The following is a 26,070-nucleotide window of genomic DNA, read 5'->3' as shown; positions in this document are numbered from 1 at the left end:
AGGATCCATGAATCCCAAGGAGCTTCGCCCGCTGGTCGCCGGCCTGTTCGCCCGTGGCCGTCGCCGGACCGTCCGGGTCGCCGTGGAGCAGGAGTTCCTGGTCGCGGACAGCACCACCGGCGCCGCCGTACCGATCGACCGGGTTCGGCAGGCGGCCGCGGCGGCGATCGCCTCGCCGTACGTCACCTTCGAGCCCGGCGGTCAGCTCGAGCTGAGCCTGCCGTGCAGCACCGACCCGGTGACGCAGGTCCGCGCGCTGACCGACGACCTCCAGCGCCACCTTGCCGCGGAACACATCAGCATCTACGCGCTGCCGGTCGACCCACGGCCGGAGCACGAGGTCCCGCTGCAGCTGGTCACGCCGAGGTACGTCGCGATGCACCGGCACTTCGACTCGATCGGCCCCGCCGGCCGGCGGATGATGCGTCGTACCGCGTCCACACAGGTCTGCCTCGACTGGTGGCCCGGTCGCGCCGGCGCCGAGCAGTGGCGGGTCCTCAACCTCGCCGGCCCGTTCCTCGCGGCCGCGTTCGCGCGCAGCGCCGGGCCGCACGGACGGCTCACCACCTGGCTCGAGACCGACCCGGCGCGGACGGGGTTCGACGATCGGCTGCTGTACGGCGACGACCCGGTCGCGGCGTACACCGCCTTCGCCGCCGGCGCCGCGGTCTTCACGACCGGCGGTCCGGTCGAGCACCTCACCACGATGTTCCCGCCGGTCCGGCCGCGGTCGACGTACCTCGAGGTCCGTTTCCTCGACGCGCAGGAGCCGCACGCGATCGGCGACGTGATCAGCGCGCTGACGAGTCTGGTGTACGACGACGATCGCCGGCGCACCGCATTGCGGGCACTCGAGCCGGAGCGTGCGCACTTGGCTGACCACTGGCGCTCGGCAGCCGCCGGGGACGCCGCCACCGCGGCTCGTGGTCACGAGCTGCTACCCGAAGTGGAGCTCGTCGCATGAACGGAATCCTGTTCGTCACCGACCCGCTCGCCGGGCTGCACGCCGAGATCGACGCCACGATCGGCCTGATGCACGCGAGCCAGGAGCTCGGCCTCGACGTCTGGTCCTGCCGGCCGGAGGAGCTCGCGATCGTCGACGGCCGGCCGCGGGCCCGCGCCCACAGGATCCGGCTGCGGCCGCGGTACCCGAGCGGCGCCGACCACCGCTGGATCGTGGACCCGACCTGGTGGGACGAGGTCGAGCTCGCGATCGTCGACGTGGCCGGCTTCGAGGTGGTGCACCTGCGGATCGATCCGCCGGTCGACGATCGCTACCTGCACACGACGTACCTGCTCGATCTCGCGGGCACGCGCGTGGTCAACCGGCCGGACGGGATCCGCGCGGTCCACGAGAAGCTCGTCGCGCTGCGGTTCCCCGAGCTGTGCCCACCGACGTACGTCGGTACGGCGGCCGGCGAGCTGCGCTCGTTCGTCGAACGGGTCGGGACGGCAGTGGTCAAGCCGGTCGACGGGTTCGCCGGGCTCGATGTCTGGCTGGTCCACGACGACCACGCCGCGGCGACGCTGCTGGAGTCGGCGACGCGCGGCGGACGCCGGCAGGTGATCGCGCAGCAGTACCTGCCGGCCGTTGAGTACGGCAACAAACGGTTGTTCCTGCTCGACGGCGAGATCGTCGGAGCCGTGCTACGGCGCCCGTGCGCCGACGACTTCCGGATCGGACCGCCGGTCGCACCGGCCGCGGTCGACGACGACGATCTCGCTATCGCCGCCGCACTTCGTCCGCTGCTGGTCCAGCACGGCCTGGCCATCGCCGGCGCCGACGTCATCGGCGGCCGGCTGATCGAGGTCAACGTGACGTGCCCCGGCGGCATGCACAAGACCGACGCATTGCTCGGCACCCGGCTCAGCCACTCGATGGTCAGCCGGCTGATCACTCAGTACGAAGGAGTCCTGACATGAGTACCGTGACGATTGTTTCCATGGCCCTGATGGGCATCCTGCTGTTCCTGCTCGGCGCGAACGTCACCAGGCATCGCGCGATCCGCGGTGGCGGCAACCAGGCGCCGACCGATCCGGCCGACCCGTTGCTGATCGCGATCCGCGCCCACGGCAACGCCGCCGAGTACATCCCGACGCTGATCGTGCTGCTGCTCGTCTGCTCCACGCTGACCGGCAGCTGGCTGGTCGACGCGCTGGCCGTCGCGGCACTGTTCGTCCGGACCACGCACGCCGTCGGCATGCTCCGGTCGAAGTCGATGGCATCGCGCGGGCCGCTGCGCGACATAGGGGCCCTGGGCACCTATGTCGTCGGCATCGCCATCGGCGTCACCGCGATCGCCACGATCTGATGTCCGGCCCGGTCATCGGCATCGCCGGCAGCCGGTACGTCGTACCCCGGTTCTGGGGCGAGCTCCCGGTCGTCGGGGCGCCGACGTCGTACGCGAACGCCGTACTGGCCGCCGGTGGTCTGCCGATCCTGCTCGTCGACCGGTGCGCCACCGCGTCACTCGACCTCGTCGACGCGCTCATCCTCACCGGCGGCGGCGATGTCGACCCGACCTGGTACGGCGGGGACCCGGCGACGGCTCGCGACGTCGACCGAGGCCGCGACGAGGCCGAGTTCGCCCTTGTCCGGGCGGCCGCCGAGGCAGCCATCCCCCTCCTCGGCGTCTGCCGCGGCATGCAGGTCCTGTCCATCGCCTTCGGCGGCACCCTCACCCCCGACCTCGGCATGACCCACGTGCGCCTCACCACCGGCCACCCCGTGCAAACTCAACCCGGCTCGTTGCTCAACCACCTACTGGGCCCGACCGCCCACGTCACCTCACTGCACCACCAGTCCATCGCCGACCCCGGCTCACCCTGGACCATCACCGCCACCGCGAACGACGGCACCCCCGAAGCAATCGAGTGGCGCGGCCCCACCCGGTGGCAAGCCCTAGGCGTCCAATGGCACCCAGAGCTCACCGACCCCACCGGCCCCGCCCTGTTCGGCTGGCTGACCCAGACCTGTCAGCTACCTTCGACGACCTCGTAGATGCGCTCGGCAACCAACCCGTGCGCCTCCCGGTGCACGGCAATGGCCGCCTCGGCGTCCGGCGCCTCCGCGAGGCAGAACACCTTGTGGTTCGCCTCGTCGACCCAGTAGCGCAAGTACTTCACGCCGTACTGGTCCTGCACCTTCACGTCCGCCTTGTGCGCCTCGGCAACATCCTTGGCCGTCGCACCCTCCGGCAAACTCTCATGCACATCCATGAACAGCGCCATGGCACTCCCCTTCCCCTCTCGCCAGGACGCCCTCCCAAGCCCCCGGCTGCAACACGGCCAGTGTCACGCCGCCGAAACCCTCCACCTATACCCCCACCCCAGCCGTAACCAACCGGAAAGCCTGCCTAGGGTCGGGGTATGGAGCCAGGAGCTGATGACATTGCGTTCTACCGGGAGCACGGGTACTGGATTTCGCCGGTGATCGTGCCTGCTGAGGTGCTCGATGCGGCTGAGCGGGGGATGGAGCGGTTCTACGCCGGCGACCACGACCATCAGCTTCCCGACATTCCGGTGACTCGGGGGTGGCAGCCGAGCGATGGCGACGTACTGCGGAAGAACGACTACGCGTCGCTGCGGGTCGACGAGCTGGCGGCGCTGGTTCGGTATCCGGCGATCGCCGCCACAGCCGCCGCGTTGTCCGGTGCCGAGGGCATCCGTTTGTGGCACGACCAGCTGCTCCGGAAGCCGGTCGACCGACCGGGCGGGTCGGCGCGCGTCGGGTGGCACACGGACCGGCAGTACTGGCAGTCCTGTACGGCGGACACGATGCTCACCGCCTGGGTCGGCTTCCACGACGTCGACGAGGTCAACGGCGCGGTCTCGTTCCTGCCCGGCAGTCACCGGTGGGACGTGAACGGCCTCGACTTCTTCTCCCAGGACAGCGCAGTCCTCGACGCCGCCCTCGTCGCGCAAGGCTTCGACCCGACCCCGTTCACACCCCGGATGCGCCGCGGCCAGGTCAGCTTCCACCACTGCCGAACCGTCCACGGCAGCTCCCCCAACCGCGGCACCGAACCCCGCCGCTCGCTGGCCATCCACCTCCAACCCACCACCAACCGCTGGCGCCCCGGCTCATCCCACCCCAACGACGCCCTCGTCCGCACCGACCCCGCAACCAACGCCCCCGACTACACCGACCCCGCGATCCAGCCGCTGCTCTGGCCTCGCGAGTAACAAACAGACCGCCGACTTCATCAAGCGCGGCAGGAAGTCCAAGGACGCCGGGGCGCCGCTCGGCGGGGAGTGATCAGCGGACGGCGGGGAGGTCGCCGGTGGACTCGGGGTCGAGTTCGGCCGGTGACTCGGGGGCCGGGGTGTGCTCGGCCTCCTCGAGCTCGATCTCTTCCTTGAAGACGAACCTTCGGTAGGACCAGAACCGGAACAGCGTGCCGAGGCCCAGCCCGATCACGTTCGCGGAGATGTTGTCGGCCAGCCAGCTGTGCAGGTCCAGGACGTAGCGGGAGAAGCCGAGGCAGGCGGCCGCGATCAGCAGGCCGATGCCGTTCAGCACGAAGAACAGCACGTACTCACGGTGCAGTCCGGAGCGCTCCCGGTGCCGCCAGGTCCAGTGCCGGTTGCCCAGGTACGTCGCGATGGTGGCGGCCGTGACCGAGATGAACTTCGCGGTCAGCGGCTTGTGGTGCAGCATGCCGACCCCGGAGTCGGCGATGACCAGCGGGTTGTTGAAGACCAGCCAGTTGTAGATCGGCAGGTCCACCGCCATGCCGAGCAGACCGACCAGACCGAACTTGGCCACTTCGTGCACCAGGTGCTCGACCTGGCGATACAGCGTGGTGACGAGCTTCAACGGTCTCCGGAACCTTCTGTGATCACACCGCGACGGGAGGGCAGCTTCCCACGGTACCCGGCGACTGGTCCGACTCCGAAATCGCCCGCGCGCCCCCGCGCGTCACTGTGGCCCGCTGCCGCCCGCCTGATGTATGGACATTAGGCTCCAGGCTGTGAAGTTCGAACGGAAGGACCTCCCGGTCGGGACGCCGGTCGTCGGCATGGTCGGCGGCGGCCAGCTGGCCCGGATGACGCAGGAGACCGCGATCGCGCTCGGCATCCAGCTCCGGGTGCTCGCCGAGGGCCCGACGGTGTCGGCGGCCCAGGCGGTGGCCGACGCGCCGGTCGGCGACTACCGCGACCCGGAGACGGTACGGCGCTTCGCCGCCGAGTGCGACGTGGTCACGTTCGACCACGAGCACGTCCCGACCGACCTGCTGCACGCGCTGGAGTCCGAGGGCGTGAAGGTCTTCCCCGGTCCGGACGCCCTGGTGCACGCCCAGGACAAAGCGGTCATGCGCAACCGGTTGGACATGTTCGACGCGCCGTCACCCGCGCACCAAGTGGTGGAGTCGCCGGCAGACGTCGAGGACTTCGCCAAGCGGGTCGGCGGGTTCCCGGTGATCCTGAAGACCACCCGCGGCGGCTACGACGGCAAGGGCGTCTGGTTCGTGAACGGCCCGGACGACGAGGCGGTCGCGACCGCGTTCGGCAGCGGGGTGCCGATCCTGGCCGAGGAGAAGGTCGACTTCGTCCGCGAGCTGTCCGCGATCGTTGCCCGGTCGCCGCACGGTCAGGCGGTCGCCTACCCGATCGTCGAGTCGGTGCAGCAGGACGGCATCTGTGTCGAGGTCACCGCGCCCGCACCCGGCCTGGCGCCGGACAAGGCCGCCCAGGCCCAGCAGACCGCGCTGAAGATCGCCGGCGAGCTCGGTGTGGTCGGCATCCTCGCGGTGGAGATGTTCGAGGCCCGCGACGGCCGCCTGCTGGTCAACGAGCTCGCGATGCGCCCGCACAACACCGGCCACTGGTCGATCGACGGCGCGGTGACGTCGCAGTTCGAGAACCACCTCCGCGCGGTGCTCGACCTGCCACTCGGGTCGCCGGCCGCGCGGGCGCCGTACACGGTGATGGTCAACGTGCTCGGCGGTGACGTCGAGGACATGCACCGCGGGCTGCTGCACTGCATGGCCCGCGACCCTGGGCTGAAGGTGCACTTCTACGGCAAGTCCGTGAAACCCGGGCGCAAGGTCGGCCACGTCACGGCGTACGGCGACGACCTCGAGGACGTCCGCGAACGCGCCCGGCACGCGGCGGCGTACCTGACCGGCAGCATCGACGAGTAGGAGCGGGGACATGTCTGTTGGCATCGTGATGGGGTCGGACTCCGACTGGCCGACGATGAAGGCCGCGGCCGAGGTGTGCGCCGAGTTCGACGTGCCGTTCGAGGCGGACGTCATCTCCGCGCACCGGATGCCGGCCGAGATGATCGAGTACGGCCGGTCGGCGCACGAGCGTGGGCTGAAGGTGCTGATCGCGGGCGCCGGCGGGGCCGCGCACCTGCCGGGCATGCTGGCGTCGGTGACTCCGCTGCCGGTGATCGGGGTGCCGGTGCCGCTGAAGTACCTGGACGGGATGGACTCGCTGCTGTCGATCGTGCAGATGCCGGCCGGGGTCCCGGTGGCTACCGTGTCGATCGGGAACGCGCGCAACGCGGGCCTGCTCGCGGTCCGGATCCTGGCCGCGTCGGACGACAAGCTGCGCGACCGGATGGTCGCGTTCCAGGAGTCACTGGCCGATCTGGCCCGGGCCAAGGGCAGCACGGTCCGTGACGGCGCGGCACAGCTCCGTAAAGGCTGATCACAGCCGGTTTTCCACAGGTCCGGGCCGGGTAGTCGTGAGATCCCAACCGACGTCGTCTAAGGTCCTTGATCGTGACTCCGCCCGCTGAATCGGATACGCAGCGCATCCCGGTCCGCTACTGGATCTGGCTGTTCGGCGCCGCCGTGTCCTTGCTCGGCGACCTGACGATGACGTTCGCCATCGGCTGGTCGGCCAGCCAACACGGCGGCCAGGTCGCCGGGTTGGTCCTGCTGCTCGCCGCCGCGCCCCGAGCCGCCCTGCTGCTGGTCGGCGGCGCCGTCGGCGACCGGTTCGGCGCACCCCGGGTCCTCTTGGTCAGCTGTACGGCGATGTTCGTCGTGACCGCCGCCTTGGTGCCGGCCACGCTCGCGGTCGGGGAGCCGGTCTGGCTGCTGCTCGGACTGGCCCTGGTGGTCGGCGTGATCGACGCGTTCTTCCTGCCGTCGTCCCGCTCGATGCCGCGCCTGCTGGTCCCGCCGGAGCAGGTGCCGCGGGCGCTCGCCAGCTTCCAGGTCACCGGCGTGGTCTTCGCGGTCAGCGGCACGGCGGTCGGCGGCGTCCTGGTCAGCTGGGCCGGGCTCGCGGCCGCGTCCGCCTTCGACGCGCTGACGTTCGGCGTGATGATCGTCGTACTGGTTCTGCTCGGGAAGACGATCACCCCGCCCGGGCAGATGCCGACCGGGATGATCCGGTCGATCGTGGCCGGGATCAAGGTGGCGTTCGGGCGGCCGCTGACGCGGGCGCTGCTGATCATGATGACGGTGGCGGCCGGCCTGCTGATGCCGCTGGACGCGCTGCTGTTCCCGCTGCTGGCCCGGTCGCACGGGTGGGACGCGGCGACCGCGGGCCTGCTGGTGGCCAGCCGGAGTCTCGGAGTCGGGGTGATCGCGCTGCGCATCCTGATGCGCGGAGCGTTCCCGCGGCCGGGAATCTTCGCTGCGCTAGGGCTGCTCGTCGCCGCGGCGGGGCTGTTCGGCCTGGCGGTTCTCGACCCGCTGCCGCTGGCCTTCGCCGCCGGTGTGCTCAGCGGGATCGGCGTCGGGACGTTCACCGGTCACGTGCTGCCGCTGCTGATGAACTCGGTCGAGCGTGAGTACCAGTCCCGGCTGCAGTCGGTCGTGGTGCTCTGCCAGAACCTGGCCCTCGTGGTGATGAACCCGGTCCTCGGCACTCTCGCGGACGTGGACGGCTTCGGCATCACCGGTGTCTGCCTGGGGATCTCCGTCGCCGCGGCGCTGACGGGTCTCGTCGTGCTGACGAGACCCGTCCTGCGCACCGCGACCGTGGCTTAGGACGGAAGCTCAGGGCTTGCCGGGCGCCCGGTAGGTCCAGCCGGCCGCGCGCCACCGCACCGAGTCCAGCTGCAGCCGGGCGTCGACGAGCGCGGGTATGTCGACGACCTCCTTCAGCTTCACCGGGTCCAGCTCGCGGAACTCGGGCCACTCGGTCAGGTGCAGTACGGCGTGCGCGCCCTCGCAGGCCTCGAGCACGGAGTCGGCGTACCGCAGCGTCGGACGGACCTTGCGGGCGTTCTCCATCGCCTCCGGGTCGTAGACCGTGACGTTGGCGCCGTGTAGCTGGATCCGGCCGGCGATGTCGAGGGCGGGCGAGTCGCGGACGTCGTCCGTACCGGCCTTGAACGCGGCGCCGAGGACGGTGACGTTCCGCCCGACCCATTCGGCGCCGAGCACCTCGTGGGTCAGGTCGACGATCCGGGCGCGGCGGTGGTGGTTGATGTCGTCCACCTCGCGCAGCAGCGTGATCACCTCTTCGACGCCGAGCTCACCGGCCCGGGCCATGAAGGCGCGCAGGTCCTTCGGCAGGCAGCCGCCGCCGTACCCGGGGCCCGCGTTGAGCATGCCGCGGCCGATCCGCTTGTCGTACCCGAGCGCGTCCGCGAGCTGGGTCACGTCGGCGCCGGTCGCGTCGGCCATCTCGGCGAGCGCGTTGATGAACGAGATCTTCGTCGCCAGGAACGCGTTCGCGCCGCCCTTCACCAGCTCCGCGGTCGGCCGGTTGCAGACCACCACCGGCGACCCCTCGGCGATCGGGGTGGCGAACACCTCGCGCAGCCGGGCCTCGGCGGTCGCGGACTCGACCCCGAACACCAGCCGGTCCGGGTGCAGGGTGTCGTCCACGCCGTGCGCCTCGCGGAGGAACTCGGGCTGCCAGGCGATCTCGACCGCCGTACCGGCCGGGGACTCGGCGTGGAAGCGCTGCTCGACGTGCTTCGACGTGCCGACCGGGACCGTCGACCGGCCGACCACCAGGGTCGGCTTGGTCAGCAGCGGGGCGAGCATGTCGACGACCGAGTTGACCTGGGACAGGTCGGCCGCCTCGCTGCCCTCGAGCTGCGGGGTGCCGACGGCGATGAAGTGCACGTCGGCCCAGTCCGCGATCTCGCGGTAGTCCTTGGTGAACCGCAGCCGGCCGGACTCCACGTGCTTCTTCAGCAGCGGGTCCAGCCCGGGCTCGTACAGCGGCGCCTTGCCGTCGTTCAGCAGCTTCAGCCGGTGCTCGTCGATCTCGACTCCGATCACGTCGAAACCGAACTCGGCCATCCCCGCGGCGGTGTTGGCGCCGAGGTAGCTGGTGCCGATCACGGCGATCCGCAGCGGGCGGGAGGTCGCTTCACTCATGTCGGGGACTCTACCCATCGTGGTTATCAGCCGGTGACCGGCTCATGTCCGCCGGTCTGCCAGGCCGTGCGCTGTTGGTCACTTTCGGCGTACGACGCCCTCCGCTCGCGCGTTGTTCGTCGTACAGTGCAACTCGTGAGTAACTCTTTCGAGCTGTACGCGCTGTCCGAGGAGCACCAGGCGATCCGGGAGGCGGTCCGCGACGTCTGCGACGCCAAGGTCGCCCCGCACGCCGGTGACGTGGACGAGCTGGCCGAGTTCCCGAAGGCGTCGTACGACGCCCTGAAGGCGTCCGACTTCCACGCCCCGCACATCCCGGAGCAGTACGACGGCGCCGGCGCGGACGCGCTCGCCACGGTGATCGTGATCGAGGAGGTGGCCCGGGCCTGCGCCTCCACCTCGCTGATCCCGGCCGTGAACAAGCTCGGCTCGCTGCCGCTGCTGCTGTCGGCCGCCGAGGAGGTCAAGCAGAAGTACCTGCCGCCGGTGGCGGCGGGCGACGCGATGTTCTCCTACTGCCTGTCGGAGCCCGAGGCCGGCTCGGACGCCGCCTCGATGAAGACCCGGGCGGTGCTCGACGGCGACCACTACGTGCTGAACGGCGTGAAGCGGTGGATCACCAATGCCGGCGTCAGCGACTACTACACCGTGTTCGCGGTCACCGACCCGGAGGCGCGGTCCAAGGGAATCAGCGCGTTCGTGGTGGAGAAGGCCGACGAGGGGGTCTCGTTCGGGGCACCGGAGAAGAAGCTCGGCATCAAGGGGTCGCCGACCCGCGAGGTGTACTTCGACAACGTCCGGATCCCGGCGTCGCGGCTGATCGGGGAACCCGGCACCGGGTTCTCCACCGCGATGGCGACGCTGGACCACACCCGGGTGACGATCGCGGCCCAGGCGCTCGGGATCGCCCAGGGCGCCCTGGACTACGCGCTCGGCTACGTCAAGGAGCGCAAGCAGTTCGGCAAGGCGATCGCCGAGTTCCAGGGCCTGCAGTTCATGCTCGCCGACATGGGCATGAAGATCGAGGCGGCCCGCCAGCTCACGTACGCCGCCGCTGCCCGCTCGGAACGCGGCGACGCCGACCTCACCTACTTCGGCGCCGCCGCCAAGTGCTTCGCCTCCGACGTCGCCATGGCCGTCACCACCGACGCCGTCCAACTCCTCGGCGGCTACGGCTACACCCACGACTACCCCGTCGAACGCATGATGCGCGACGCCAAGATCACCCAGATCTACGAAGGCACCAACCAGGTCCAGCGCATCGTCATGGCCCGCCAACTCCTGAAGGGCCTCGGCTGAGGACGTTTCCGCGGGTCGAAGGTGGGTGCGCGGCACCGGACCCGGCGTTGCGCATGTTCGAGCAGGCGCCTCCGCTCCGCAACTCCGGACCACACAGGCCTAGTGCGTCAAGGAACGTTGGCTGCTGTTCCAGTTCGACAGGACGTATGCGGCCACTGCCGGCGACGCACGCCTGAGCGGACCGGTTATCTGGCTCGATCGCCGGACACCTCCTGTCGAACTGCACACCTCAGCCCGGATCACTCGTGATCGCCGCAGCCGTGAACAGCAAACGGGGACTGGGGAGATCTGACCAGATCACCCGATCCCCAGGAGGTGTCCGAGGGGTCGGCGCAGGCATCCATCACGTGATCACGCTCGTCAACCCGCCACAGGTACGACCCCAACGTCTCGGAGAGGCACGACGTAGCTTCACGGCCAACGGCGGAACCCGGTCCGGTTGGAGCTGAGCGGACAGGCCTGCTCCGACTCCAGCGGGTGAGCACACGGCGGCGCGGTAGTGGCTTCTCAACCTCAAAGGGAGCATGCGGCAAGGCCGACTGCGCGACGCGGTTGCGTTGGCGAATCAGGGCGATGAACAGAAGGTTCACGATCAGCTCCTTGTCACTGCTTCGACGCTAAGTCCGCGGACTCGATACGTCCAATGCAAGTATTTGAGGAAGTTGATGCGACTGACGTATGGCAGTCGTCCGGAACTCCAGGCTGTCGCTCATCCGCAATCGATGGGCGGGTGGTCATTGCCTTCTCCTTCAGGTGCTGGGTCCGTGCAGCGTTGGGGTTCGGGTCTGTTCGACTGCGGAAGGCTCGCGGCGCAGCAGCGGCGCTTCGTGGAAGGCGTGGTTGCGCCACCATGCGGAGAGGGGGTGTGGAGCCCACCAGTTCCAGCGACCGAGCAGCTTCATTGCTGCCGGGACGAGGAGGGCACGCACGATCGTGGCGTCGACCAAGATGGCGACGAGCATGCCGATGCCGAGTTCCTTCATGAAGACCAGGCCACTGGTGGCGAATGCGCCGATGACGACCGCCAGCAGCAGAGCGGCGCTGGTGATGATGCGTCCGGTGCGCTGGATGCCGACGGCGACGGCTGTTTCGTTGTCGCCAGTGCGGTCCCACTCCTCGCGGATCCGGGACAGGAGGAACACTTCGTAGTCCATCGAGAGGCCGAAGAGCACCGCCAACATCAGGACCGGGTTGGTAGCGTCGATGAAGCCTTGCGGCGTGAAGTCGAGCAAGCCCGAGAGGTGCCCGTCGCTGAAGATCCAGGCTACGACGCCGAAGGAGGCGGTTACCGATAGCAGGTTCATCGCGATGGCCTTGAGAGGCAGGACCAGGGATCCGAACGCGAGGAACAGCAGCACCAGCATGGTTGCTGCCACCATCAGGCCCATCCAGGGCAATGTGTCGCCGATCGAGTCGACCAGGTCGACCGTGTCTGCCGTCACGCCGCCCACGAGTGCTTGTCCCTGTTCGGGAGCGACGGTTCGCAGGCCACGCACGACCTCCTGCGACTGTTCGCTCTGGCTGCCGCCAGACCAGGTGACGCGGAGGAGGTGGACGTCCGCTGCGTGAGCGACGATCTCGGCGGTGTCGACGCGAGGAACCGCGGTCAGGGCCACGCGATACCTGTCGGCTTGGTCGGCCGTGGCATCGCGAAGGACGATGTTCGCCGTCGAGATCTCGTCTCCGAATCTGTCGAGCATCGTTGCCGCCCGGTGAGCCGGCGCGTCCGCGGGGAGCACTCGGTGGTCGACACTCCCGAAACGTGCCCCCGCGAACGGCGCGGCGATCACGAGGAGGCCCGCCGCCACGACGAGGACGATGGTCACGGGTCGGCCCATCACGCCCCGTGCGAGTGCCGCCCACCATCGTCCTTCGGCCTTCGGGGTTCGTCGGGTCCATATCCGCCCGCGGTCGACTCGCGCGCCGAGGAGCCGCAAGATTGCGGGGAGAATGGTGAGAGTCGCCGCCATGGCGACCAGGACCGCGGCGATGCCACCGTATCCAAGGCTGCGCAGGTAGGCCTGGGGGAAGATCAGCAGACTCGACATGGCAGCGGCGATGGTCAGCCCGGAGACGAGGACGGTGCGCCCAGCGGTGACCACAGTTCGCCGTACGGCGACCTCTACCGCGCCGGAAGCACACCCTGCCGCCGCGGTCGCCAGTTCCTCGCGGAAACGACTGACGACGAACAACGCGTAGTCCACCGCGAGCCCGATGCCGAGCAATGAGATGACGTTGACCGCGAACACCGAGACCTCTGTGAACCCGGCGACAAGTCGCACCATGGCGAGTGCACCCACAGTTGCGGCGCCTCCGACCACTGCCGGCAGCAGCGCCGACACGGCGGTGCCGAAGATCACCAGCGCGAGCAACACCACGAGGGGGAGCGAGAGCAGTTCGGCGCGGGCGAGGTCTTCGGCGGTGATCTCGTCGACGTCGGTGTACACCGCGTACGTTCCAGCCAGGTCGGTGCGCAGCCCGTCCGCCTCGAGGAGTGGAGCCAACTCCTTGTAGTGCTCGATGAACTCGTCCTGGTCCGCGCCGGACAGCGAGATGACGACTTGGGCGGCGCGCCCGTCGCGGCTGACCATGCCCGCCGGGTCAGGCGCATCCTGATAGGAGACCACGGAGCTGACGAGGTCAGCCGGAAGTTGCCGCACCACCTTCGCCACAGCCGATTCGAACGCTGGATCGGCGACCAGCAGCTCGTCGCTGGAGTAGATCGCGATCACGTCGGCCGATCGGTTGCCGAACACCTCGCGCTCGATCACCAACTCTTGGACCGATTCCGACTGCGGGTCTGCGTAGCCTCCGTGCGACAACGAGTCCATGACGCCGAACCCGAACAGACCGGCGACCAGCAGCACCCCTGAGGCGCCCGCAAGGACGGAGCGCGGACGGGTGGCCACGAACGCAGCCCAACGGCGCAGCATCGTCCTACTTCGCCGCGCGAGCCCGGCGACCGGCCGTCATGGCACTGGCGACGAGCAGGGCGGCCGGTACGGCAGTAGCGACGTGGAGAATTCCCGTGGTCTGGAACAGAAGCTCGAACGGCTCCTCCGTGCCGTAACCGCGGTGAGCGATCGGCAACACGACGTGCGTCATCAGCCCTTCAACCACGCCGAAGAGCACCACGAAGAACAGCGCCGTGAGGTTGTAGAAGGCCATCCGCGCGATGCGTGCCACCCGGGGGGCCGCGTGCTGCTCGATCGCGAGAGCGACAACTTGTAGCGCGATCCCACCGAGAGCGAGCCACATCGCGTGGTATCGCGCCGGGGTGTCATAGATCCGTGCCCCGTGCAGGTGATGGACAACCGTGTTCAACGTCGCCAGCGCGCTGACCCACAGGATCCATGGATGCAGTCGAGTGGCGTCGAGGGAAAGGCCGGGCTTGGAGTTCATGCCGGCGATATTACCGTGAACGCATGTTCATAGTCTAGCTCGGCGGACGGCTGTCCACGGCGGTACGCAGGCCGTCATGACACCGGCCGTCTCATCGCATTCGGCCGCCCGACGCAGGTCGCAGCACAGGTGGAAATGTCATCGCGTTTGGCGAACTGAGCGGGGACCGCTCTGCGCGGCTGTTGGCGACTACTCCCCGGCGGGGACGATCGCTGCGGCACACTCGTCGAGGAAACGCCTCAACTCGCGTCGACTCGGACGCGGGTAGAGCTCGCCTGCCACGACGAGATTGTGGATTGCGCCGGCGATGAGAAAGCCGAACGCATCGACGTTGACGCCCGGCCGTACCCGGCCAAGCTCTTGCTCCGCTCGGAGGTAGGCAGCGATTGCTTCGTCGAACGAATGCGTGAGCCCCGACTCCTGGGTCATCCTCCGCACCCGCGCCTTGAGGGCTGCGTCGTCGAGCGCGTTCGCGCCGAGCAGGGCAGGCGTGTCTGAGTCGAGCAGGATCTTGGCGTACCGCTCGAGATTGGCGCCGACCGAGCGTCGGCCCGAGGTTTGGAGCCATGCGTCCAGTGCCGACGTGAGCTCTGCCAACTCGGCCGCGACGAGCTCGAGAACGAGCTCCTCGCGGTCGGCGAAGAACTTGTAGGGCAGGCCAAGTGCGCACCCGGCCTCACGGGCGACGGCGCGCATAGTGAGCGCATTCGCGCCCTCACGTCGCACGAGCACCTTCGCCGCCGAGACCAGCGATGCGCGGATCGCATCGACCTCTTCGCTGGTTCGCCGCTTGGTCATCGCTCAACCTGTCCGTCGTCGTAGGTCATCGTGAGAGGCCGTCAGTCTAGGCGTCGACGAACTGGGGCTGCGCCACCAGATCACACTGATCATCGAGGGCCCGTCCGACCCATGCAAGAACTTCAGAGCGATGCCTGCCGGTGGCAGGACGACCGAGCCGCGGTGTACCGTGAACCCCAGTTCACGATCAATGAGTGTGGTTGCCGGATCAGGTTTTGGGCTGCTCGAGGGTTGCGGGCAGGCCGAAGACGGTGACGTGGTGGGATCCGGCGAAGGCGTTGCTCGCCACGATCCTGCCGTTCTCGATCGTGAGGACGTCGACGACCATTGCGTCGTACTGATCGCTGCCGGGACGACGGAGGTAGCAGATCAGGGCAGGCCGGCCGTTGGCAGCGGACGGGAACGTGCGCCAGTCCAGGGGCCTGCCCAGGAACTCGGCCGCTGCGTCTCTCCCGATGACCAGTGGGTCCGGCGGCATGGTGATGCGCACGTCTTCGGCCAGCAACGACGTCAGCAACACACCAGGTGTCTTCGAATCCCATTGCTCCACAGCGTTTCTCCGTTCCACTCTCCAGCAGTAAACAGTGCTGGAGAGTGGACGAGTATGCGGCTTTCCGCAGACTTCAGCTGCGGAAAGCCCCAGCTCACTCGCCGGTGAGCGGTGAGCCGGGGTCCTTCCAGCGGAAGTAGGTGGGGTCGGTGAAGGCCATGGGAATCTTGCCGAGGCCCTGGATGACGGTGGACAGGCCGTTGGCCCGGCCGACGGCGTAGAGGTAGGCGGACCTGGTGTCCTTGTCGATGCCGACCAGCACGGTGCCTTTGCCGCAGTTCTGAGCGAGCATCGCCTCGAAGCCCTGCCAGGTCGAGCGGCGGACGAACTTCACCACCGGCTTCATCGGGGCGGTCGTCGGGATGTGGATGGTGTACAGCGCACCGCCCCGGGTGTTCGCGAGAAAGGTGTCGTAGGCCTTGCTCTTGCTGATCAGCGCCATCGACTTCATTGCGGCGAACCCCGGCGCGGACACCCGGTTTCGCCAGACGCCCTTGGTGTCGACGCTCCAGCGGAACAGGGTGCCGTCGTTGCGGAGTCCGTACGTGTTCCGGCGCGAGATGCCGGCCGCGGTCGGGCCCTGGTACTCGGCTTCCTCGAGTGCGACGAAGCTCCCCCATCCGCCGCCGATCCGCCGCGTCGTCGAGCCGGTGGAGTCGATCTGGCCCTTCGCCGCGTGATAGCCGGTCATGTGCAGCGCATCGCCCAGGATGACGTACCCGTGGACGCTGACACCGCCGTACCCGTCGTCGAGGACACCCGCCGAGCTGCTCACCTTCGCCAGCCCGTCGGCGTGCCCGTTCTGCGCGAGGAGGTAGCTGGTCGCTGTCGGCGGCGTCGTCGCGATCACCGTCTGTGCCCGGTGGTCGCCGCCGGCCGTCACCGCCCCCACGCCCAGCACGCAGTTCGCCGACTCCGCGGCTGTCGCCGTACCAGGTGCCAGCAGGCTGCCTGCCACGAGCAGAGCCGCTGCCGTCGTACCGATCGCCTTGTTCATCCCGCGCCATCCCTTGGTCTCTACCTGGATAGATGACCGAAGGTGGGCGTTGATTACTTGTCGTCCGAGCTGAAGAGGGTTTCGGAGTCGGGTTCGGCCTGGGGGCGGCGACGCATGTGCGCGGGGGGTTCTTCGTCGTCGAGGATGCCGTCGCCGGGGCGGCCTTCGGGGCCGCCGAAGAGGAGGTCGGACATCTGCAGGTGGACGTGCTCGACGTGCGGTACGTCGGGCAGCACCACCTGGCCGCGTTCGCCGGCGGACTCGATGTGCAGCGTCCCGCAGCCGAGGATGCGGTCGATCAGGCCGTGCTCGTAGGAGACGTCGTTGATCCGCATCAGCGGGATGTCCCGGCCGGTCCGGGTGAGGATGCCGTGCCGGGTGATCAGCCGGCGGTTGGTCAGCGTGTAGGTGGAGAAGAACCAGTTCAGGAACGGCTTCGCGGCGAACGTCACCAGCACCACCACCCCGACCGCGAGGACCGCGATCCGGGCCGGCGTCTGCAGGCTGCCGGTCGGCACGATGGCGGCCACGAAGCCGCCCACGCCCGCCACCACGAGCAGCACGAACACCGGGAAGATCAGCGCCTTCCAGTGCGTCCGGGTGCTGACGACGACGTACTCGTCCTCACCCAACAACTTCGCCGAGATCGCCATGGTCACAGTGTCACAGTTCCCGGGTTCGCTTGTCCTGTCCCGACACGACAGCCTTTCCACCCAGTGGTTTAACTCTTCACAAAATGCATACAGTGCGCCAGGATGCGCGAGGGGTAACGACCCGAGCACGCAGTGCTGCCTTCGGTACGAAAGGAAGCGATGATGGCCGTCTTGTCGGTACTCGACCGGGAGCACACCGTCGCTCCGCCGGGATACAGCCGCTGGCTGATCCCGCCGGCCGCGCTCGCCGTCCACCTGTGCATCGGCCAGGCGTACGCGACCAGCGTCTACAAGACGTCGCTGGTGAAGCACTTCGACACCAGCCAGACCGCGATCGGGGTGATCTTCAGCATCGCGATCGTGATGCTGGGCCTGTCCGCCGCGGTCGGCGGCACCTGGGTGGAGCGCAACGGCCCCCGCAAGGCGATGTTCGTGTCCGCCTGCTTCTGGGCCACCGGCTTCCTGGTCGGCGCCCTGGGCATCGGCACCGGCCAGCTCTGGATCGTCTACCTGGGGTACGGCGTCATCGGCGGCATCGGCCTCGGCATCGGGTACATCTCGCCGGTCTCCACGCTGATCAAGTGGTTCCCGGACCGCCCCGGCCTCGCCACCGGCCTGGCGATCATGGGCTTCGGCGGCGGCGCCCTGGTGGCCAGCCCGCTGTCGCGCCAGCTGCTCAGCGTGTACGACGACAACTACGATCCCGGCAACAGCGCGTCGGTGGCCGGCGGCGGGGCCCTGGTCGCGTTGTTCCTCACCCTTGGCATCGGCTACTTCGTGATCATGATGTTCGGGGTGTTCAACATCCGGGTGCCGGCCGACGACTGGAAGCCGGACGGGTTCGACCCGGCGTCGGTCAAGCAGAAGGCGCTCGTCACCACCAACCACGTGTCGGCGGCGAACGCGATCAGGACCCCGCAGTTCTGGTGCCTGTGGGTGGTGCTGTTCTGCAACGTGACCGCGGGGATCGGCATCCTGGAGCAGGCCAGCCCGATGATCCAGGACTTCTTCCGCGGCGGTGACGGCAAGTCCTCGGTGGCGGTCGCCGCGGCCGCCGGGTTCGTCGGGTTGCTGTCGATCTTCAACATGGCGGGCCGGTTCGGCTGGTCCAGCACGTCGGACGTGATCGGCCGCAAGCCGATCTACGCGATGTACCTGGGAGTCGGCATCATCGCCTACTTCCTGCTGGCCACGGTCGGGCACAACAGCACGGTGATCTTCGTCCTGCTCGCGGCGGTGATCCTGTCCTTCTACGGCGGCGGGTTCGCGACCGTGCCGGCGTACCTGCGGGATCTCTTCGGGACCTACCGGGTCGGCGCGATCCACGGCCGGCTGCTGACCGCGTGGTCCGCGGCCGGGATCGCCGGGCCGCTGATCATCAACGGGTTCCTCGACCGGGAGGGCAAGCCGGGCACGCTGACCGCCGAGGCGTACCGGCCGGCGCTGTTCACGATGGTCGGCGTGTTGGCCGTCGGCTTCGTCGCGAACCTGCTGATCCGCCCGGTCGCCGCCCGGTTCCACGAGCGGTCCGAGCCGACGATGGAGGAGGCGAAATGAACCAGACGCCACGCCTGGTGATCTCCTGGCTGCTGGTCGCCGTGCTGCTCGGCTACGGCATCATCCAGACGCTCATCACCGCGGCCAAGATCTTCACGAATTAGCGCGCAGGTGCGTCACGTCCCCGGCGGCGAGTGGTCGGACGCCGTCGGGGGTGTCGACGATCAGCCGGCCGTCGTCGGCCAGGTCACGTGCTGTGCCTTCCAGGAACGTCCCGTCCGGCAGCTCTACGCGCACCTGACGCCCGAGCGTCGCTGAGTGCTCGCGGTACTCCGGCAGGATCGTCTCCGGGTCCCCGTCGGCAGCACGCCAGGCCTGGTAGCGAGTCGCAAGCTCGCGCAGTACGGCGGCCAGCACGGTCACCCGATCAGTAGTCGCGGCACCCTCTAGCGCCAGCGACGTCGCAGCGGGATGCGGCTTCTCCGACTCGCGCAGGGTCACGTTGAGCCCGATGCCGACCACAGCCGCAGGCCCGTCGACGCGTTCGAGCAGGATGCCGGCCAGCTTGCGGTCCTCGACCAGTACGTCGTTCGGCCACTTCACCTGAGCCGGGATCTCCCCCACCCGACGTACGGCGGCTGCCACCGCCAACGGCACCAGCAACCCGAGCCACGGCCACCGCGCGGCGGGCACAGCCGTCGGACGCAGCAAGGCCGACGTCAGCAGGGCAGACCGCGGCGGAGTGGTCCACGTACGCCCCAGCCGCCCGCGCCCCGACGACTGGTGTTCCGCAGTGACCACCAGCCCCTCCGGAGCGCCGGCAGCCGCAGCAGCGGCCACGACCGCGTTCGTCGACTCCGTCTCGGTCAGTACGTCGATCTGCGTCCAGAGCGAGCCGGGTCGCACCAGCCGCCCACTCAGGAAGCGTGCGTCGAGTGGCGGCCGATCCAGGTCGCTGAACATCAGCCGGTGTTCTGCAGGCCGGCGGCAACACCCGAGACGGTCAGCAACAGCAGCCGCCGGGTCCGGACGATCTGCTCCTCGTCCAGCGAGTCGTCTGTGCGCAGCGTCCGCAGTGCACGCAGCTGCAGGTAGCTGAGTGCGTCGACGTACGGGTTGCGCAGCTCGACCGCACGACCCAGCACGCGCCGTCCGGCCAGCAGGCGGTCCTGGTCGAGCACCTTGAGCACCCACTCGGTCGTCAGCGCGTGCTCGTCGAGCATCAGCTGCGTCAGGTCCGACCGGTCGCCCAGCTCCAGGTAGCGGCCGAGGATGCGCCGGTCGGTCTTGGCCAGCGACATCTCCGCGTTCTCCAGCATCACCTGGAACAGCGGCCAGTTCTGGTTCGCGTCACGCAGTACGGCGACATCGCCGACGGCGGCCAGCGCCGTACCGAGGCCGTACCAGCCGGGCGCGTTCACGCGAGCCTGCGACCACGCGAACACCCACGGGATCGCCCGCAGGTCCTCCAGCGAGGACACCGCCACGCCACGGCGAGCAGGACGCGACCCGAGCGGCAGCTGACCGAGCTCCTCCAGTGGAGTCACCCGGCCGAACCACTCCGCGAAGCCGTCCGCCTTCACGAGCCGGTGGTACGCCGTACGCGCGGCCTCGTCGAGCGTCTTCTCCACCACCGAGAACCGGTTGGCCGCTGCAGCCGCCCGCTCCTCGACAGCCGGAGTGGACGCCAGCAGCGTCGCCGCGGTCACCTGCTCGATGTGCCGCTGGGCGATTGCTGCGTTGCCGTAGCGAGCAGGGATCGCCTCGCCCTGCTCAGTGAGCTTGAAGCGCCCCGACACCGACCCAGGGGCCTGTGCCAGTACGGCGCGGTTCGCCGGACCACCGCCACGACCGAGAGCACCACCGCGGCCGTGGAACAGGGTCAGACGGATCGCGTTGCGCTGAGCCCAGGCAGTGATCCGCGCCTGCGCGTCGTACAGAGCCAGCGTGGCCGACACCGGTCCGACGTCCTTGGCGGAGTCGGAGTAGCCGAGCATGACCTCGAAGCGCCGGTCGTTCGCGGTGAGCCGGTGCCGGACCCGGGTGAGCTGGATCGCGTTGTCCAGCACCTCCACCGAGTTCTGCAGGTCCTCACCGGTCTCGAACAGCGGTACGACGTCCAGCTCGATCGGCCGGCCGTCCATCGCGGCGTCGGCCAGCTCGTAGACGGCCGCGAGGTCCCCGGCGTTGCGGGTGAACGAAACGACGTACCGACGACACGCCTCGGGGCCGAAGCGCTGCTGGATCTGGCCGATCACCCGAAGCGTGGCGAGCACCTCTTCGGTCTGGTCGGAGAGCTCACCACCGCCCAGCACCTCTTCCAGTGCCTTGGTGTGCACCGACGAGTGCTGGCGGACCTCCAGCTCGGCCAGGTGGAAGCCGAACGAGTTCACCTGCCAGATCAGCTGTTGCAGCTCGCCGTACGCCTGCCGCGGAGCGCCGGCGGTCACCAGCGAGTCCTGCAGCACCTTCAGCTCGTGTAAGAAGTCAGCAGCTCGCGGGTAGCCGAAGTCGGCATCCCGGGCGCGCGTCGCGGCCAACCGGCGCGCAGCGAGCAGCAGGAGCTGACGGTGTGGTTCGGCAGGCGAGCGAGTCTCGATGTCGGCAATCAGGTCCGGGTTGACCGCGCGGGCGTCCTCCAGGATGCGGCGGACCGGCGCGGACGGCGGAGTGGTTGCCGCGTCCAAGGTCAGCGCCCGGCCGAGCTCGTCGGTGGCCCGCTCGAGCGCCCGCAGCACATGGTCGGCCTGGATCTGCATGGCCTCGCGGGTGATCGCCGCGGTCACGTTCGGGTTGCCGTCGCGGTCGCCGCCGATCCACGATCCGAGCCGGACGAACGGCGCCACCGCCGGCGTCTTCGTCCCGGCCGCGTCACCGGCCAGCGCGTCGTCGAGCCGCCGGTACACGTTGCCGACGACATCGAACAGGGTCTCCTCGAACACCGCCATCGCGGACCGCACCTCGTCCAGCGGTGACGGGCGGCTGGTCCGCAGCTGCGACGTCCGCCAGAGGATGTCGACCTGCTCGATCAGGCGGCGCTGGTTCTCGGCCAGCTCGCTGTCACCAGCGCGCGGGTCGGACCGCTCCTCCAGCAGCGACGAGATCCGGCGGATGGTCGCCAGTACAGCGCGCCGCCGGGCCTCGGTCGGGTGCGCGGTCAGCACCGGGCGGAACTCCAGCCCGTTCAGCAGCGCGCGGGCCTGCTGCTCACCGCTCTCCGCCGATATCTTCTCGACCGCCTGAGCGAGCTCTGACACCACCGGCGCATCGCCGATCCGGTCGCGCTCGCGCAGCACCCGGGCGCGGTGCAGCTCCTCGCTCAGGTTGGTCAGGTGGAAGTAGCAGGTGAACGCCCGCGCGACGTCCTCGGCCCGCTCGTGCGGCCAGGACGCGACCAGCTGCTCGGCCGCCGCGCCGTCACCGGCGATGGTGAGCTCGCGGAGTTTCTCGACGTCGTCGAGCAGCGGCTGACCGGCGTACTCCACGAGCACCTTGCCGAGGATCTCGCCGAGCAGGCGCACGTCGGCCCGAAGTTCTTCGGGCACCTCGAACCGCGCGCGGGTACGGGTCTCACTACCGGTCTCGGTCACGTTCGCCCACCCTATCGGCGGGCGCACGCCGACGCCGCACAGTCCGCCTGCTGGAAGCCCGATCGTGACCCCATCCGCAGCTACTTCCCAGTACGGCGGGTCAGACGTTGCCGAAGCCGCCTCCGACGACCTGGGAGACCACCTTGGCGAGCTCGGCGGGGGTCCGTTCGGTGCCGTCGACGACGAGCATCCGGGCGCAGGCCTCGGTCATCGAGGCGAGCAGCTCGGCCAGCACCGGCAGGTTCGCGTCCGGAGCAGTGACGCCGGGCAGGGACTTCATCAGGGTCAGCCGCAGGCCCTCGACCAGAAACGCGCGGGCGGCTCGCACCCGTTCGGCGACGACGGGGGCGGCGCCGTACTGGGCGCCGAAGACGATCCGCCAGGACCGCGGGTGCTGCGCGGCGGTGGTGAGGAAGGCGGTCAGGCCTTCGAGGACGTGTTCCTCGGGAGTGCCGACGCTCGGGTCGGCCGGCAACGCGGCGACGATCGAGATGACCAGGTGCTGCTCCTCGCGGGCGAGCAGGGCCAGCAGGAGCTCGTCGCGGTTGGCGAAGGAGGTGTAGACGACCGGCTTGGTGACTCCGGCGGCGTCCGCCACCGACTGCATCGTCGTCCCGGCGTAGCCCTTCTCGGAGAAGACCTCCAGGGCCGCGTCCAGGATCATCGGCCGCCGGCGCTCCGGGCCTAGATGGGCCGCCCGGCGGCGCGGTTCGGGGTCCTCCACCACTTGACAAACCTACCAGATCGTAGGAAATTCCTACGGTCTGGTAGGAACCCGGTCCGGAATGCGCCTACGGTCCCGGGTCTCCACACCTTCGGGGAGGTCGCCATGACCGAGCGAGGCAGCGCGGGCTGGCTGGAGTCCGACGGCCTGACCTCGCTCGACGCGGGTGAGCTCGCCCGGCTGGTGGACCGGACGTCGGAACGGGAGCTTCGGCATCGGCTCATCGGGGGCGTGCGGGAGGTCGCGTTGCGCGAGATCTTTCGCCGGATGCCGGAGTACCTCCGACCCGCCCGGGCTGCCGGGTTCGACGCAGTCGTAGCCTGGCAGATCACGGGGGCAGGCGGGAACGGCGTCGCAGGGGACGTGGACGAGTTCTGGATCCGGGTCAGCGACGGCCGCTGCCGGCTGCTCGACGATCAGCCCGAGAGCGCCGACATCTCCATCCGCACCGACCCGGCCACGCTGCTGCGCGTCGTCACCGGCATCGAGGACCCGGTCCTGGCGGTCCTCAAACAACGCCTCTCGGTCCGCGGCGACCTGGCCCTGGCCGCCCGCCTGACCAAGATCTTCGCCGTCGGACCAGCCTGACGCCGGTCAGCCTCGCTCGCCCAGACCGCGGGGCCTGGACGCGCCGGACCCGCCCGCGCGGTTCGCCCCCGGAGCGGCCGCCGGTGCCTTGACACTGCCCGGCCGTGGCGCCGCCGGGTCGTTGGCGAACCGCAGGTGCGGATCGGCCTGCGCGGCGATCGTGAACATGCCTTCCTTACGCTCGCGGACCAGGTCATTGGCATCCATGCCCAGCTCTTGCCCGTACTCGAACGACTTGGTGGCCAGGTCGGCGTCCGTCGTACCGGCCTCCTGCCAGGCTTGGAGCTGGGCCGGCAGGTTGCCGAACGCGTGACCGATCCGGTCGGCGGCCTCGCGTACGGCGGCCGGCCGGTCAGCGGCCGGGATGTCGGTGTCGGCCACCAGTGCCGCCGCGGCGGCCGTGGCGATCCCGGCCCGGTGCTGCCCCGCCAACTGCCGGAGCGTCGTCCCAGGGGCCGCCTCGATGGCCTCGTCGATGGACTGCGCGAGTCCACGCGCCGCCGGAGCCCAGGCCGAGTCGACGTACGACGGCCCAGCTGACTTCACCTGGTCCGCCAGCTCGGCCGGCAGCACGCTGTCGATGATCTCGTCGCGGTTGTCCTCGACGAAGGCGTTCCGCACCGACGCCGCGAGCGCGTCGTACTGCGGGTCCGCCTCGGCCCGCATCTCGTCCTCCCGCGTGTGCCCGGCGGGGACCGCCCACTGTGCGTACGACACGGTGGCTGCAGTGATCCCGTCGTACGCGTCCGCCAGTTGCTTGCGCGTGAGGTTGCCCGAGGAGTCACGCAGCGCCGCCACGAGCGGCATGTCCGCGCCGTCGGTCAGTTGCACCATCGCGAGGTCAGCGCTGCGCTCGACGTACATCGTGCCCTCGGCGGACGGGGCGACGCCGTCCCGCGGCATCAGCTCGAACTCGTTGTTCCACAGGGATTCCGGTGCGCCGGTCAGCTCGGCGACGCTGCCCTGGATGCGCTCCATCAGCTGACGGATGTTCGCGGGGCGCTCGGCCGCCGGTTGCAGCCGCTCCGGGGCTGCGACCTCGGTTGTCTCCTCCGCCAAGTTCTCGGCCATGGACTGGGCCAGCCTGGCGACATCCTCGCCGTACGCCCGCGGGTCCCGGACCTGCGGCAGGTCGTCGAAGCTGTCGTCGATCGTCTCGGCGATCAGCGTGACCGCGGTGGGCCGCTCGAGGTTGGGGACCCCGGCCGCGATCTGTTCCGCCGCGACGATCGCCATCCCGGCCCGGCCCTGTCCGGCCATCAGGCGAAGGGTCTCGCCGGCCGGCCGCCGGTTGGCCGAGTCGACCGCCGCGGCGAACCCGCGCGCGACAGCCGCGGGCCCGTCCTGGTGGGCTTCCCGCGGCGCCTGCAGCTGTGTCGCGAGCGTGGCCGGGAGCGTCCGGCCGATGATCCCGTTGACGTTGTCCTCGGCAAACGCCGTACTGACTGCCTGTTCGAGTGTGAGGAACCGCGGTGCGACACTCGCGGCCGCCTGCTCGTGCCGCCAGTCGTATTCGTCCGGGACGGCCAGGCGGACCAGCTCCGCGGTGGCCTGCCGGAACCCGTCCCGGGCGGCCGTCACCTCCTCCGGCCGCAGCCGGACGGCTTCGGTCAGCCTGGCCAGGGCCTGCTCCTGGTCGTCGGTGAGCTGGAGCGACTCGACCTGACCGTTCCACCGCGACTGCGGGGCGCCGGTCAGCTCGCCGACCTCGCGCTCGATGCGTTCTGCCAACTGGTGGACCGACTCCGGCCGCTGCACGCCGGCCAGCTTCTGCGCCCGCTCCTGCCGCGCCGGATGCCACTCGTCCAACTTGTCCAGGAACCCGTGCAGCTTCTGGATCTCGGTGGCGGCCAGCCTGTGCGCCGTGTCGACCGCGCCCGCGCCCCCGGCGATGTCCTGCCGCCGGTTCTCGACCTCCTCGGACAGTTCGCGGGCCTTGGCCCCGGTCAGGTCGCGCGCCGCGAAGCCGGTTTCGAGGTTCCGCGCGAACGCACGTACGGCGGCCTCCTGCTCGGCGTCCGGCAGCGTCGCGAACCCCGGCGTCACGCCCAGCACCATCCGGCCGGCGGCCGGAGCGACGCCGCCGCGACCGGCGCCGACGAGTGCGGTCAGCACCGCGTCGTCGCGTTGGTTGAGCCGGGCACCGATCGCGAGGGCCAGCGCCCGCGCGGCCGCGACGTCGCCCTCGAGGATCGGCGGCGTGAACCGGCCGAGATCGTCGGCTCGCCCGTTCTCGAAGAGCAGTGGCGCGAGCCGCGGCGTCGCCGTGGCGGCATAGGCCCTGCTCACCGCGATCCCGAGGCGGCTGCGGTGGTAGGAGTCGGCCGGCGCCGGCAGCGGACTCGGAGGCTCGAGGGTGTTCGCGCAGCTCGCCACCACCTCGGTCAACGCGGCCCGGATGCCGACGCGCTGGTCGTACGTCTCGCCGCCGCCGCGGTTCACCACCGCCTCCGGGCTCGGCGCGAGGCGGGCCGGGATGTCGAGGTTCTCCGCGAGCGGCAGCAGCCGCCGCTGGTTGCCGCGGGTCACGCCGGGCACCTGATCGCCGGTCGCCATCGACCGGCCGCCGGTGTCGGCGACGACGAGCTGGTTGATCTTGCGGATGAGGTCGTTCAGCACCGGGTCGGCCACGCGGAGCAACCTACCGAGCGTGCGGGTTCAGTCACGGCG

25 protein-coding genes are annotated in these 26,070 nt (G+C 69.6%); 12 read left to right on the top strand and 13 right to left on the bottom strand.

The window, feature by feature from the left end; all coding sequences use genetic code 11:
- Positions 1–7: 7 nt before the first annotated feature.
- The 4 genes from ACWCOV_RS30400 to ACWCOV_RS30385 are packed head-to-tail and all read left to right on the top strand — an operon-like array spanning position 8 to position 3,001.
- The gene (locus ACWCOV_RS30400; RefSeq protein WP_449832759.1) at positions 8–964 is read left to right on the top strand and encodes a glutamate-cysteine ligase family protein; all 957 of its coding nucleotides are present in this window, start codon (positions 8–10) and stop codon (positions 962–964) included.
- Positions 961–1,923: an ATP-grasp domain-containing protein gene (locus tag ACWCOV_RS30395; protein WP_449832758.1), complete on the top strand. Its 963-nt coding sequence runs from the start codon at positions 961–963 to the stop codon at positions 1,921–1,923. Before ACWCOV_RS30400 ends, ACWCOV_RS30395 begins: the two co-directional genes overlap by 4 nt.
- Positions 1,920–2,312 (top strand): MAPEG family protein, encoded by a 393-nt coding sequence (locus tag ACWCOV_RS30390; RefSeq protein WP_449832757.1) that lies wholly within the window; start codon positions 1,920–1,922, stop codon positions 2,310–2,312. Before ACWCOV_RS30395 ends, ACWCOV_RS30390 begins: the two co-directional genes overlap by 4 nt.
- On the top strand, positions 2,312–3,001 hold the full coding sequence (locus ACWCOV_RS30385) for a gamma-glutamyl-gamma-aminobutyrate hydrolase family protein (protein ID WP_449832756.1): 690 nt from the start codon (positions 2,312–2,314) through the stop codon (positions 2,999–3,001). Before ACWCOV_RS30390 ends, ACWCOV_RS30385 begins: the two co-directional genes overlap by 1 nt.
- Here the strand turns inward: ACWCOV_RS30385 and ACWCOV_RS30380 are convergent.
- Positions 2,977–3,231, bottom strand: a complete 255-nt coding sequence (locus tag ACWCOV_RS30380; RefSeq protein ID WP_449832755.1) for a DUF4242 domain-containing protein — start codon at positions 3,229–3,231, stop codon at positions 2,977–2,979. The two genes, ACWCOV_RS30385 and ACWCOV_RS30380, sit on opposite strands and share 25 nt — an antisense overlap.
- 138 nt (positions 3,232–3,369) lie before the next feature.
- Between ACWCOV_RS30380 and ACWCOV_RS30375 the strand changes: the two genes are divergently transcribed.
- Positions 3,370–4,185, top strand: coding sequence for a phytanoyl-CoA dioxygenase family protein (locus tag ACWCOV_RS30375; protein ID WP_449832754.1), 816 nt, complete (start codon positions 3,370–3,372; stop codon positions 4,183–4,185).
- 73 nt (positions 4,186–4,258) lie between these two features.
- On the opposite strand, the gene ACWCOV_RS30370 is transcribed toward ACWCOV_RS30375, so the two are convergent.
- Positions 4,259–4,819, bottom strand: coding sequence for a GtrA family protein (locus ACWCOV_RS30370; RefSeq protein WP_449832753.1), 561 nt, complete (start codon positions 4,817–4,819; stop codon positions 4,259–4,261).
- 154 nt (positions 4,820–4,973) lie between these two features.
- On the opposite strand from ACWCOV_RS30370, the gene ACWCOV_RS30365 reads away from it, so the two are divergent.
- From ACWCOV_RS30365 to ACWCOV_RS30355, 3 genes are all read left to right on the top strand, one after another.
- On the top strand, positions 4,974–6,146 hold the full coding sequence (locus tag ACWCOV_RS30365) for a 5-(carboxyamino)imidazole ribonucleotide synthase (RefSeq protein WP_449832752.1): 1,173 nt from the start codon (positions 4,974–4,976) through the stop codon (positions 6,144–6,146).
- 10 nt (positions 6,147–6,156) lie between these two features.
- Entirely contained in the window at positions 6,157–6,660 is a 504-nt protein-coding gene (purE, locus tag ACWCOV_RS30360; protein WP_449832751.1) for a 5-(carboxyamino)imidazole ribonucleotide mutase, read from the top strand.
- Between the two features lie 74 nt (positions 6,661–6,734).
- Positions 6,735–7,955 carry an MFS transporter gene (locus ACWCOV_RS30355; RefSeq protein ID WP_449832750.1) on the top strand — a complete coding sequence of 407 codons (1,221 nt, stop codon included), beginning with the start codon at positions 6,735–6,737 and terminating at the stop codon, positions 7,953–7,955.
- Between the two features lie 9 nt (positions 7,956–7,964).
- On the opposite strand, the gene ACWCOV_RS30350 is transcribed toward ACWCOV_RS30355, so the two are convergent.
- Positions 7,965–9,302, bottom strand: coding sequence for a UDP-glucose dehydrogenase family protein (locus tag ACWCOV_RS30350; protein ID WP_449832749.1), 1,338 nt, complete (start codon positions 9,300–9,302; stop codon positions 7,965–7,967).
- A 135-nt stretch (positions 9,303–9,437) separates the two neighbouring features.
- On the opposite strand from ACWCOV_RS30350, the gene ACWCOV_RS30345 reads away from it, so the two are divergent.
- Positions 9,438–10,601: an acyl-CoA dehydrogenase family protein gene (locus ACWCOV_RS30345; RefSeq protein ID WP_449832748.1), complete on the top strand. Its 1,164-nt coding sequence runs from the start codon at positions 9,438–9,440 to the stop codon at positions 10,599–10,601.
- 749 nt (positions 10,602–11,350) lie between these two features.
- Here the strand turns inward: ACWCOV_RS30345 and ACWCOV_RS30340 are convergent.
- The 6 genes from ACWCOV_RS30340 to ACWCOV_RS30315 all read right to left on the bottom strand — a co-directional run bounded on the left by ACWCOV_RS30340 (position 11,351) and on the right by ACWCOV_RS30315 (position 17,001).
- A complete protein-coding gene (locus ACWCOV_RS30340) occupies positions 11,351–13,510 on the bottom strand; it encodes an MMPL family transporter (RefSeq protein WP_449832747.1) in 2,160 nt (719 codons plus the stop codon).
- A 28-nt stretch (positions 13,511–13,538) separates the two neighbouring features.
- Entirely contained in the window at positions 13,539–14,003 is a 465-nt protein-coding gene (locus tag ACWCOV_RS30335) for a hypothetical protein (RefSeq protein ID WP_449832746.1), read from the bottom strand.
- A 189-nt stretch (positions 14,004–14,192) separates the two neighbouring features.
- Positions 14,193–14,801, bottom strand: coding sequence for a TetR/AcrR family transcriptional regulator (locus ACWCOV_RS30330; protein WP_449832745.1), 609 nt, complete (start codon positions 14,799–14,801; stop codon positions 14,193–14,195).
- Between the two features lie 208 nt (positions 14,802–15,009).
- Positions 15,010–15,351, bottom strand: coding sequence for a nuclear transport factor 2 family protein (locus tag ACWCOV_RS30325; RefSeq protein WP_449832744.1), 342 nt, complete (start codon positions 15,349–15,351; stop codon positions 15,010–15,012).
- A gap of 94 nt (positions 15,352–15,445) precedes the next feature.
- Complete coding sequence (locus tag ACWCOV_RS30320; protein WP_449832743.1) at positions 15,446–16,348, bottom strand: hypothetical protein; 903 nt, start codon at positions 16,346–16,348, stop codon at positions 15,446–15,448.
- A 53-nt stretch (positions 16,349–16,401) separates the two neighbouring features.
- The gene (locus ACWCOV_RS30315; protein WP_449832742.1) at positions 16,402–17,001 is read right to left on the bottom strand and encodes a PH domain-containing protein; all 600 of its coding nucleotides are present in this window, start codon (positions 16,999–17,001) and stop codon (positions 16,402–16,404) included.
- 162 nt (positions 17,002–17,163) lie between these two features.
- Here ACWCOV_RS30315 and ACWCOV_RS30310 point away from each other — a divergent pair, with 162 nt between their 5' ends.
- Together ACWCOV_RS30310 and ACWCOV_RS30305 are read left to right on the top strand one after the other, a co-directional pair.
- On the top strand, positions 17,164–18,558 hold the full coding sequence (locus ACWCOV_RS30310) for an OFA family MFS transporter (protein ID WP_449832741.1): 1,395 nt from the start codon (positions 17,164–17,166) through the stop codon (positions 18,556–18,558).
- Positions 18,555–18,662 carry an MFS transporter small subunit gene (locus ACWCOV_RS30305; protein WP_449832740.1) on the top strand — a complete coding sequence of 36 codons (108 nt, stop codon included), beginning with the start codon at positions 18,555–18,557 and terminating at the stop codon, positions 18,660–18,662. Before ACWCOV_RS30310 ends, ACWCOV_RS30305 begins: the two co-directional genes overlap by 4 nt.
- On the opposite strand, the gene ACWCOV_RS30300 is transcribed toward ACWCOV_RS30305, so the two are convergent.
- From ACWCOV_RS30300 to ACWCOV_RS30290, 3 genes are all read right to left on the bottom strand, one after another.
- Complete coding sequence (locus ACWCOV_RS30300; RefSeq protein ID WP_449832739.1) at positions 18,652–19,461, bottom strand: biotin--[acetyl-CoA-carboxylase] ligase; 810 nt, start codon at positions 19,459–19,461, stop codon at positions 18,652–18,654. The genes ACWCOV_RS30305 and ACWCOV_RS30300 overlap by 11 nt on opposite strands.
- Positions 19,461–22,088 carry a phosphoenolpyruvate carboxylase gene (locus ACWCOV_RS30295; RefSeq protein ID WP_449832738.1) on the bottom strand — a complete coding sequence of 876 codons (2,628 nt, stop codon included), beginning with the start codon at positions 22,086–22,088 and terminating at the stop codon, positions 19,461–19,463. The genes ACWCOV_RS30300 and ACWCOV_RS30295 overlap by 1 nt, the downstream gene beginning before the upstream one ends.
- 100 nt (positions 22,089–22,188) lie before the next feature.
- A complete protein-coding gene (locus tag ACWCOV_RS30290) occupies positions 22,189–22,815 on the bottom strand; it encodes a TetR/AcrR family transcriptional regulator (protein ID WP_449832737.1) in 627 nt (208 codons plus the stop codon).
- Between the two features lie 102 nt (positions 22,816–22,917).
- Here ACWCOV_RS30290 and ACWCOV_RS30285 point away from each other — a divergent pair, with 102 nt between their 5' ends.
- Complete coding sequence (locus ACWCOV_RS30285; RefSeq protein WP_449832736.1) at positions 22,918–23,400, top strand: SCP2 sterol-binding domain-containing protein; 483 nt, start codon at positions 22,918–22,920, stop codon at positions 23,398–23,400.
- 6 nt (positions 23,401–23,406) lie between these two features.
- Here ACWCOV_RS30285 and ACWCOV_RS30280 read toward each other — a convergent pair whose 3' ends face one another.
- Complete coding sequence (locus ACWCOV_RS30280) at positions 23,407–26,031, bottom strand: hypothetical protein (protein ID WP_449832735.1); 2,625 nt, start codon at positions 26,029–26,031, stop codon at positions 23,407–23,409.
- Positions 26,032–26,070 lie beyond the last annotated feature (39 nt).

Source organism: Kribbella sp. NPDC002412, from assembly GCF_053592935.1.
Note: the sequence above shows the minus strand (reverse complement) of the source record. Positions and strands in the feature narration are given on the sequence as shown.

What these genes read in the sequence shown, in the direction of transcription:
- ACWCOV_RS30320 (WP_449832743.1), bottom strand. Translation starts at nt 16,348, where the DNA reads ATGAACAAGGCGATCGGTACGACGGCAGCGGCTCTGCTCGTGGCAGGC.
- ACWCOV_RS30385 (WP_449832756.1), top strand. Translation starts at nt 2,312, where the DNA reads ATGTCCGGCCCGGTCATCGGCATCGCCGGCAGCCGGTACGTCGTACCC.
- ACWCOV_RS30285 (WP_449832736.1), top strand. Translation starts at nt 22,918, where the DNA reads ATGACCGAGCGAGGCAGCGCGGGCTGGCTGGAGTCCGACGGCCTGACC.
- ACWCOV_RS30395 (WP_449832758.1), top strand. Translation starts at nt 961, where the DNA reads ATGAACGGAATCCTGTTCGTCACCGACCCGCTCGCCGGGCTGCACGCC.
- ACWCOV_RS30350 (WP_449832749.1), bottom strand. Translation starts at nt 9,302, where the DNA reads ATGAGTGAAGCGACCTCCCGCCCGCTGCGGATCGCCGTGATCGGCACC.
- ACWCOV_RS30300 (WP_449832739.1), bottom strand. Translation starts at nt 19,461, where the DNA reads ATGTTCAGCGACCTGGATCGGCCGCCACTCGACGCACGCTTCCTGAGT.
- ACWCOV_RS30380 (WP_449832755.1), bottom strand. Translation starts at nt 3,231, where the DNA reads ATGGCGCTGTTCATGGATGTGCATGAGAGTTTGCCGGAGGGTGCGACG.
- ACWCOV_RS30330 (WP_449832745.1), bottom strand. Translation starts at nt 14,801, where the DNA reads ATGACCAAGCGGCGAACCAGCGAAGAGGTCGATGCGATCCGCGCATCG.
- ACWCOV_RS30305 (WP_449832740.1), top strand. Translation starts at nt 18,555, where the DNA reads ATGAACCAGACGCCACGCCTGGTGATCTCCTGGCTGCTGGTCGCCGTG.
- purE (WP_449832751.1), top strand. Translation starts at nt 6,157, where the DNA reads ATGTCTGTTGGCATCGTGATGGGGTCGGACTCCGACTGGCCGACGATG.
- ACWCOV_RS30310 (WP_449832741.1), top strand. Translation starts at nt 17,164, where the DNA reads ATGGCCGTCTTGTCGGTACTCGACCGGGAGCACACCGTCGCTCCGCCG.
- ACWCOV_RS30400 (WP_449832759.1), top strand. Translation starts at nt 8, where the DNA reads ATGAATCCCAAGGAGCTTCGCCCGCTGGTCGCCGGCCTGTTCGCCCGT.
- ACWCOV_RS30390 (WP_449832757.1), top strand. Translation starts at nt 1,920, where the DNA reads ATGAGTACCGTGACGATTGTTTCCATGGCCCTGATGGGCATCCTGCTG.
- ACWCOV_RS30315 (WP_449832742.1), bottom strand. Translation starts at nt 17,001, where the DNA reads ATGGCGATCTCGGCGAAGTTGTTGGGTGAGGACGAGTACGTCGTCGTC.
- ACWCOV_RS30335 (WP_449832746.1), bottom strand. Translation starts at nt 14,003, where the DNA reads ATGAACTCCAAGCCCGGCCTTTCCCTCGACGCCACTCGACTGCATCCA.
- ACWCOV_RS30375 (WP_449832754.1), top strand. Translation starts at nt 3,370, where the DNA reads ATGGAGCCAGGAGCTGATGACATTGCGTTCTACCGGGAGCACGGGTAC.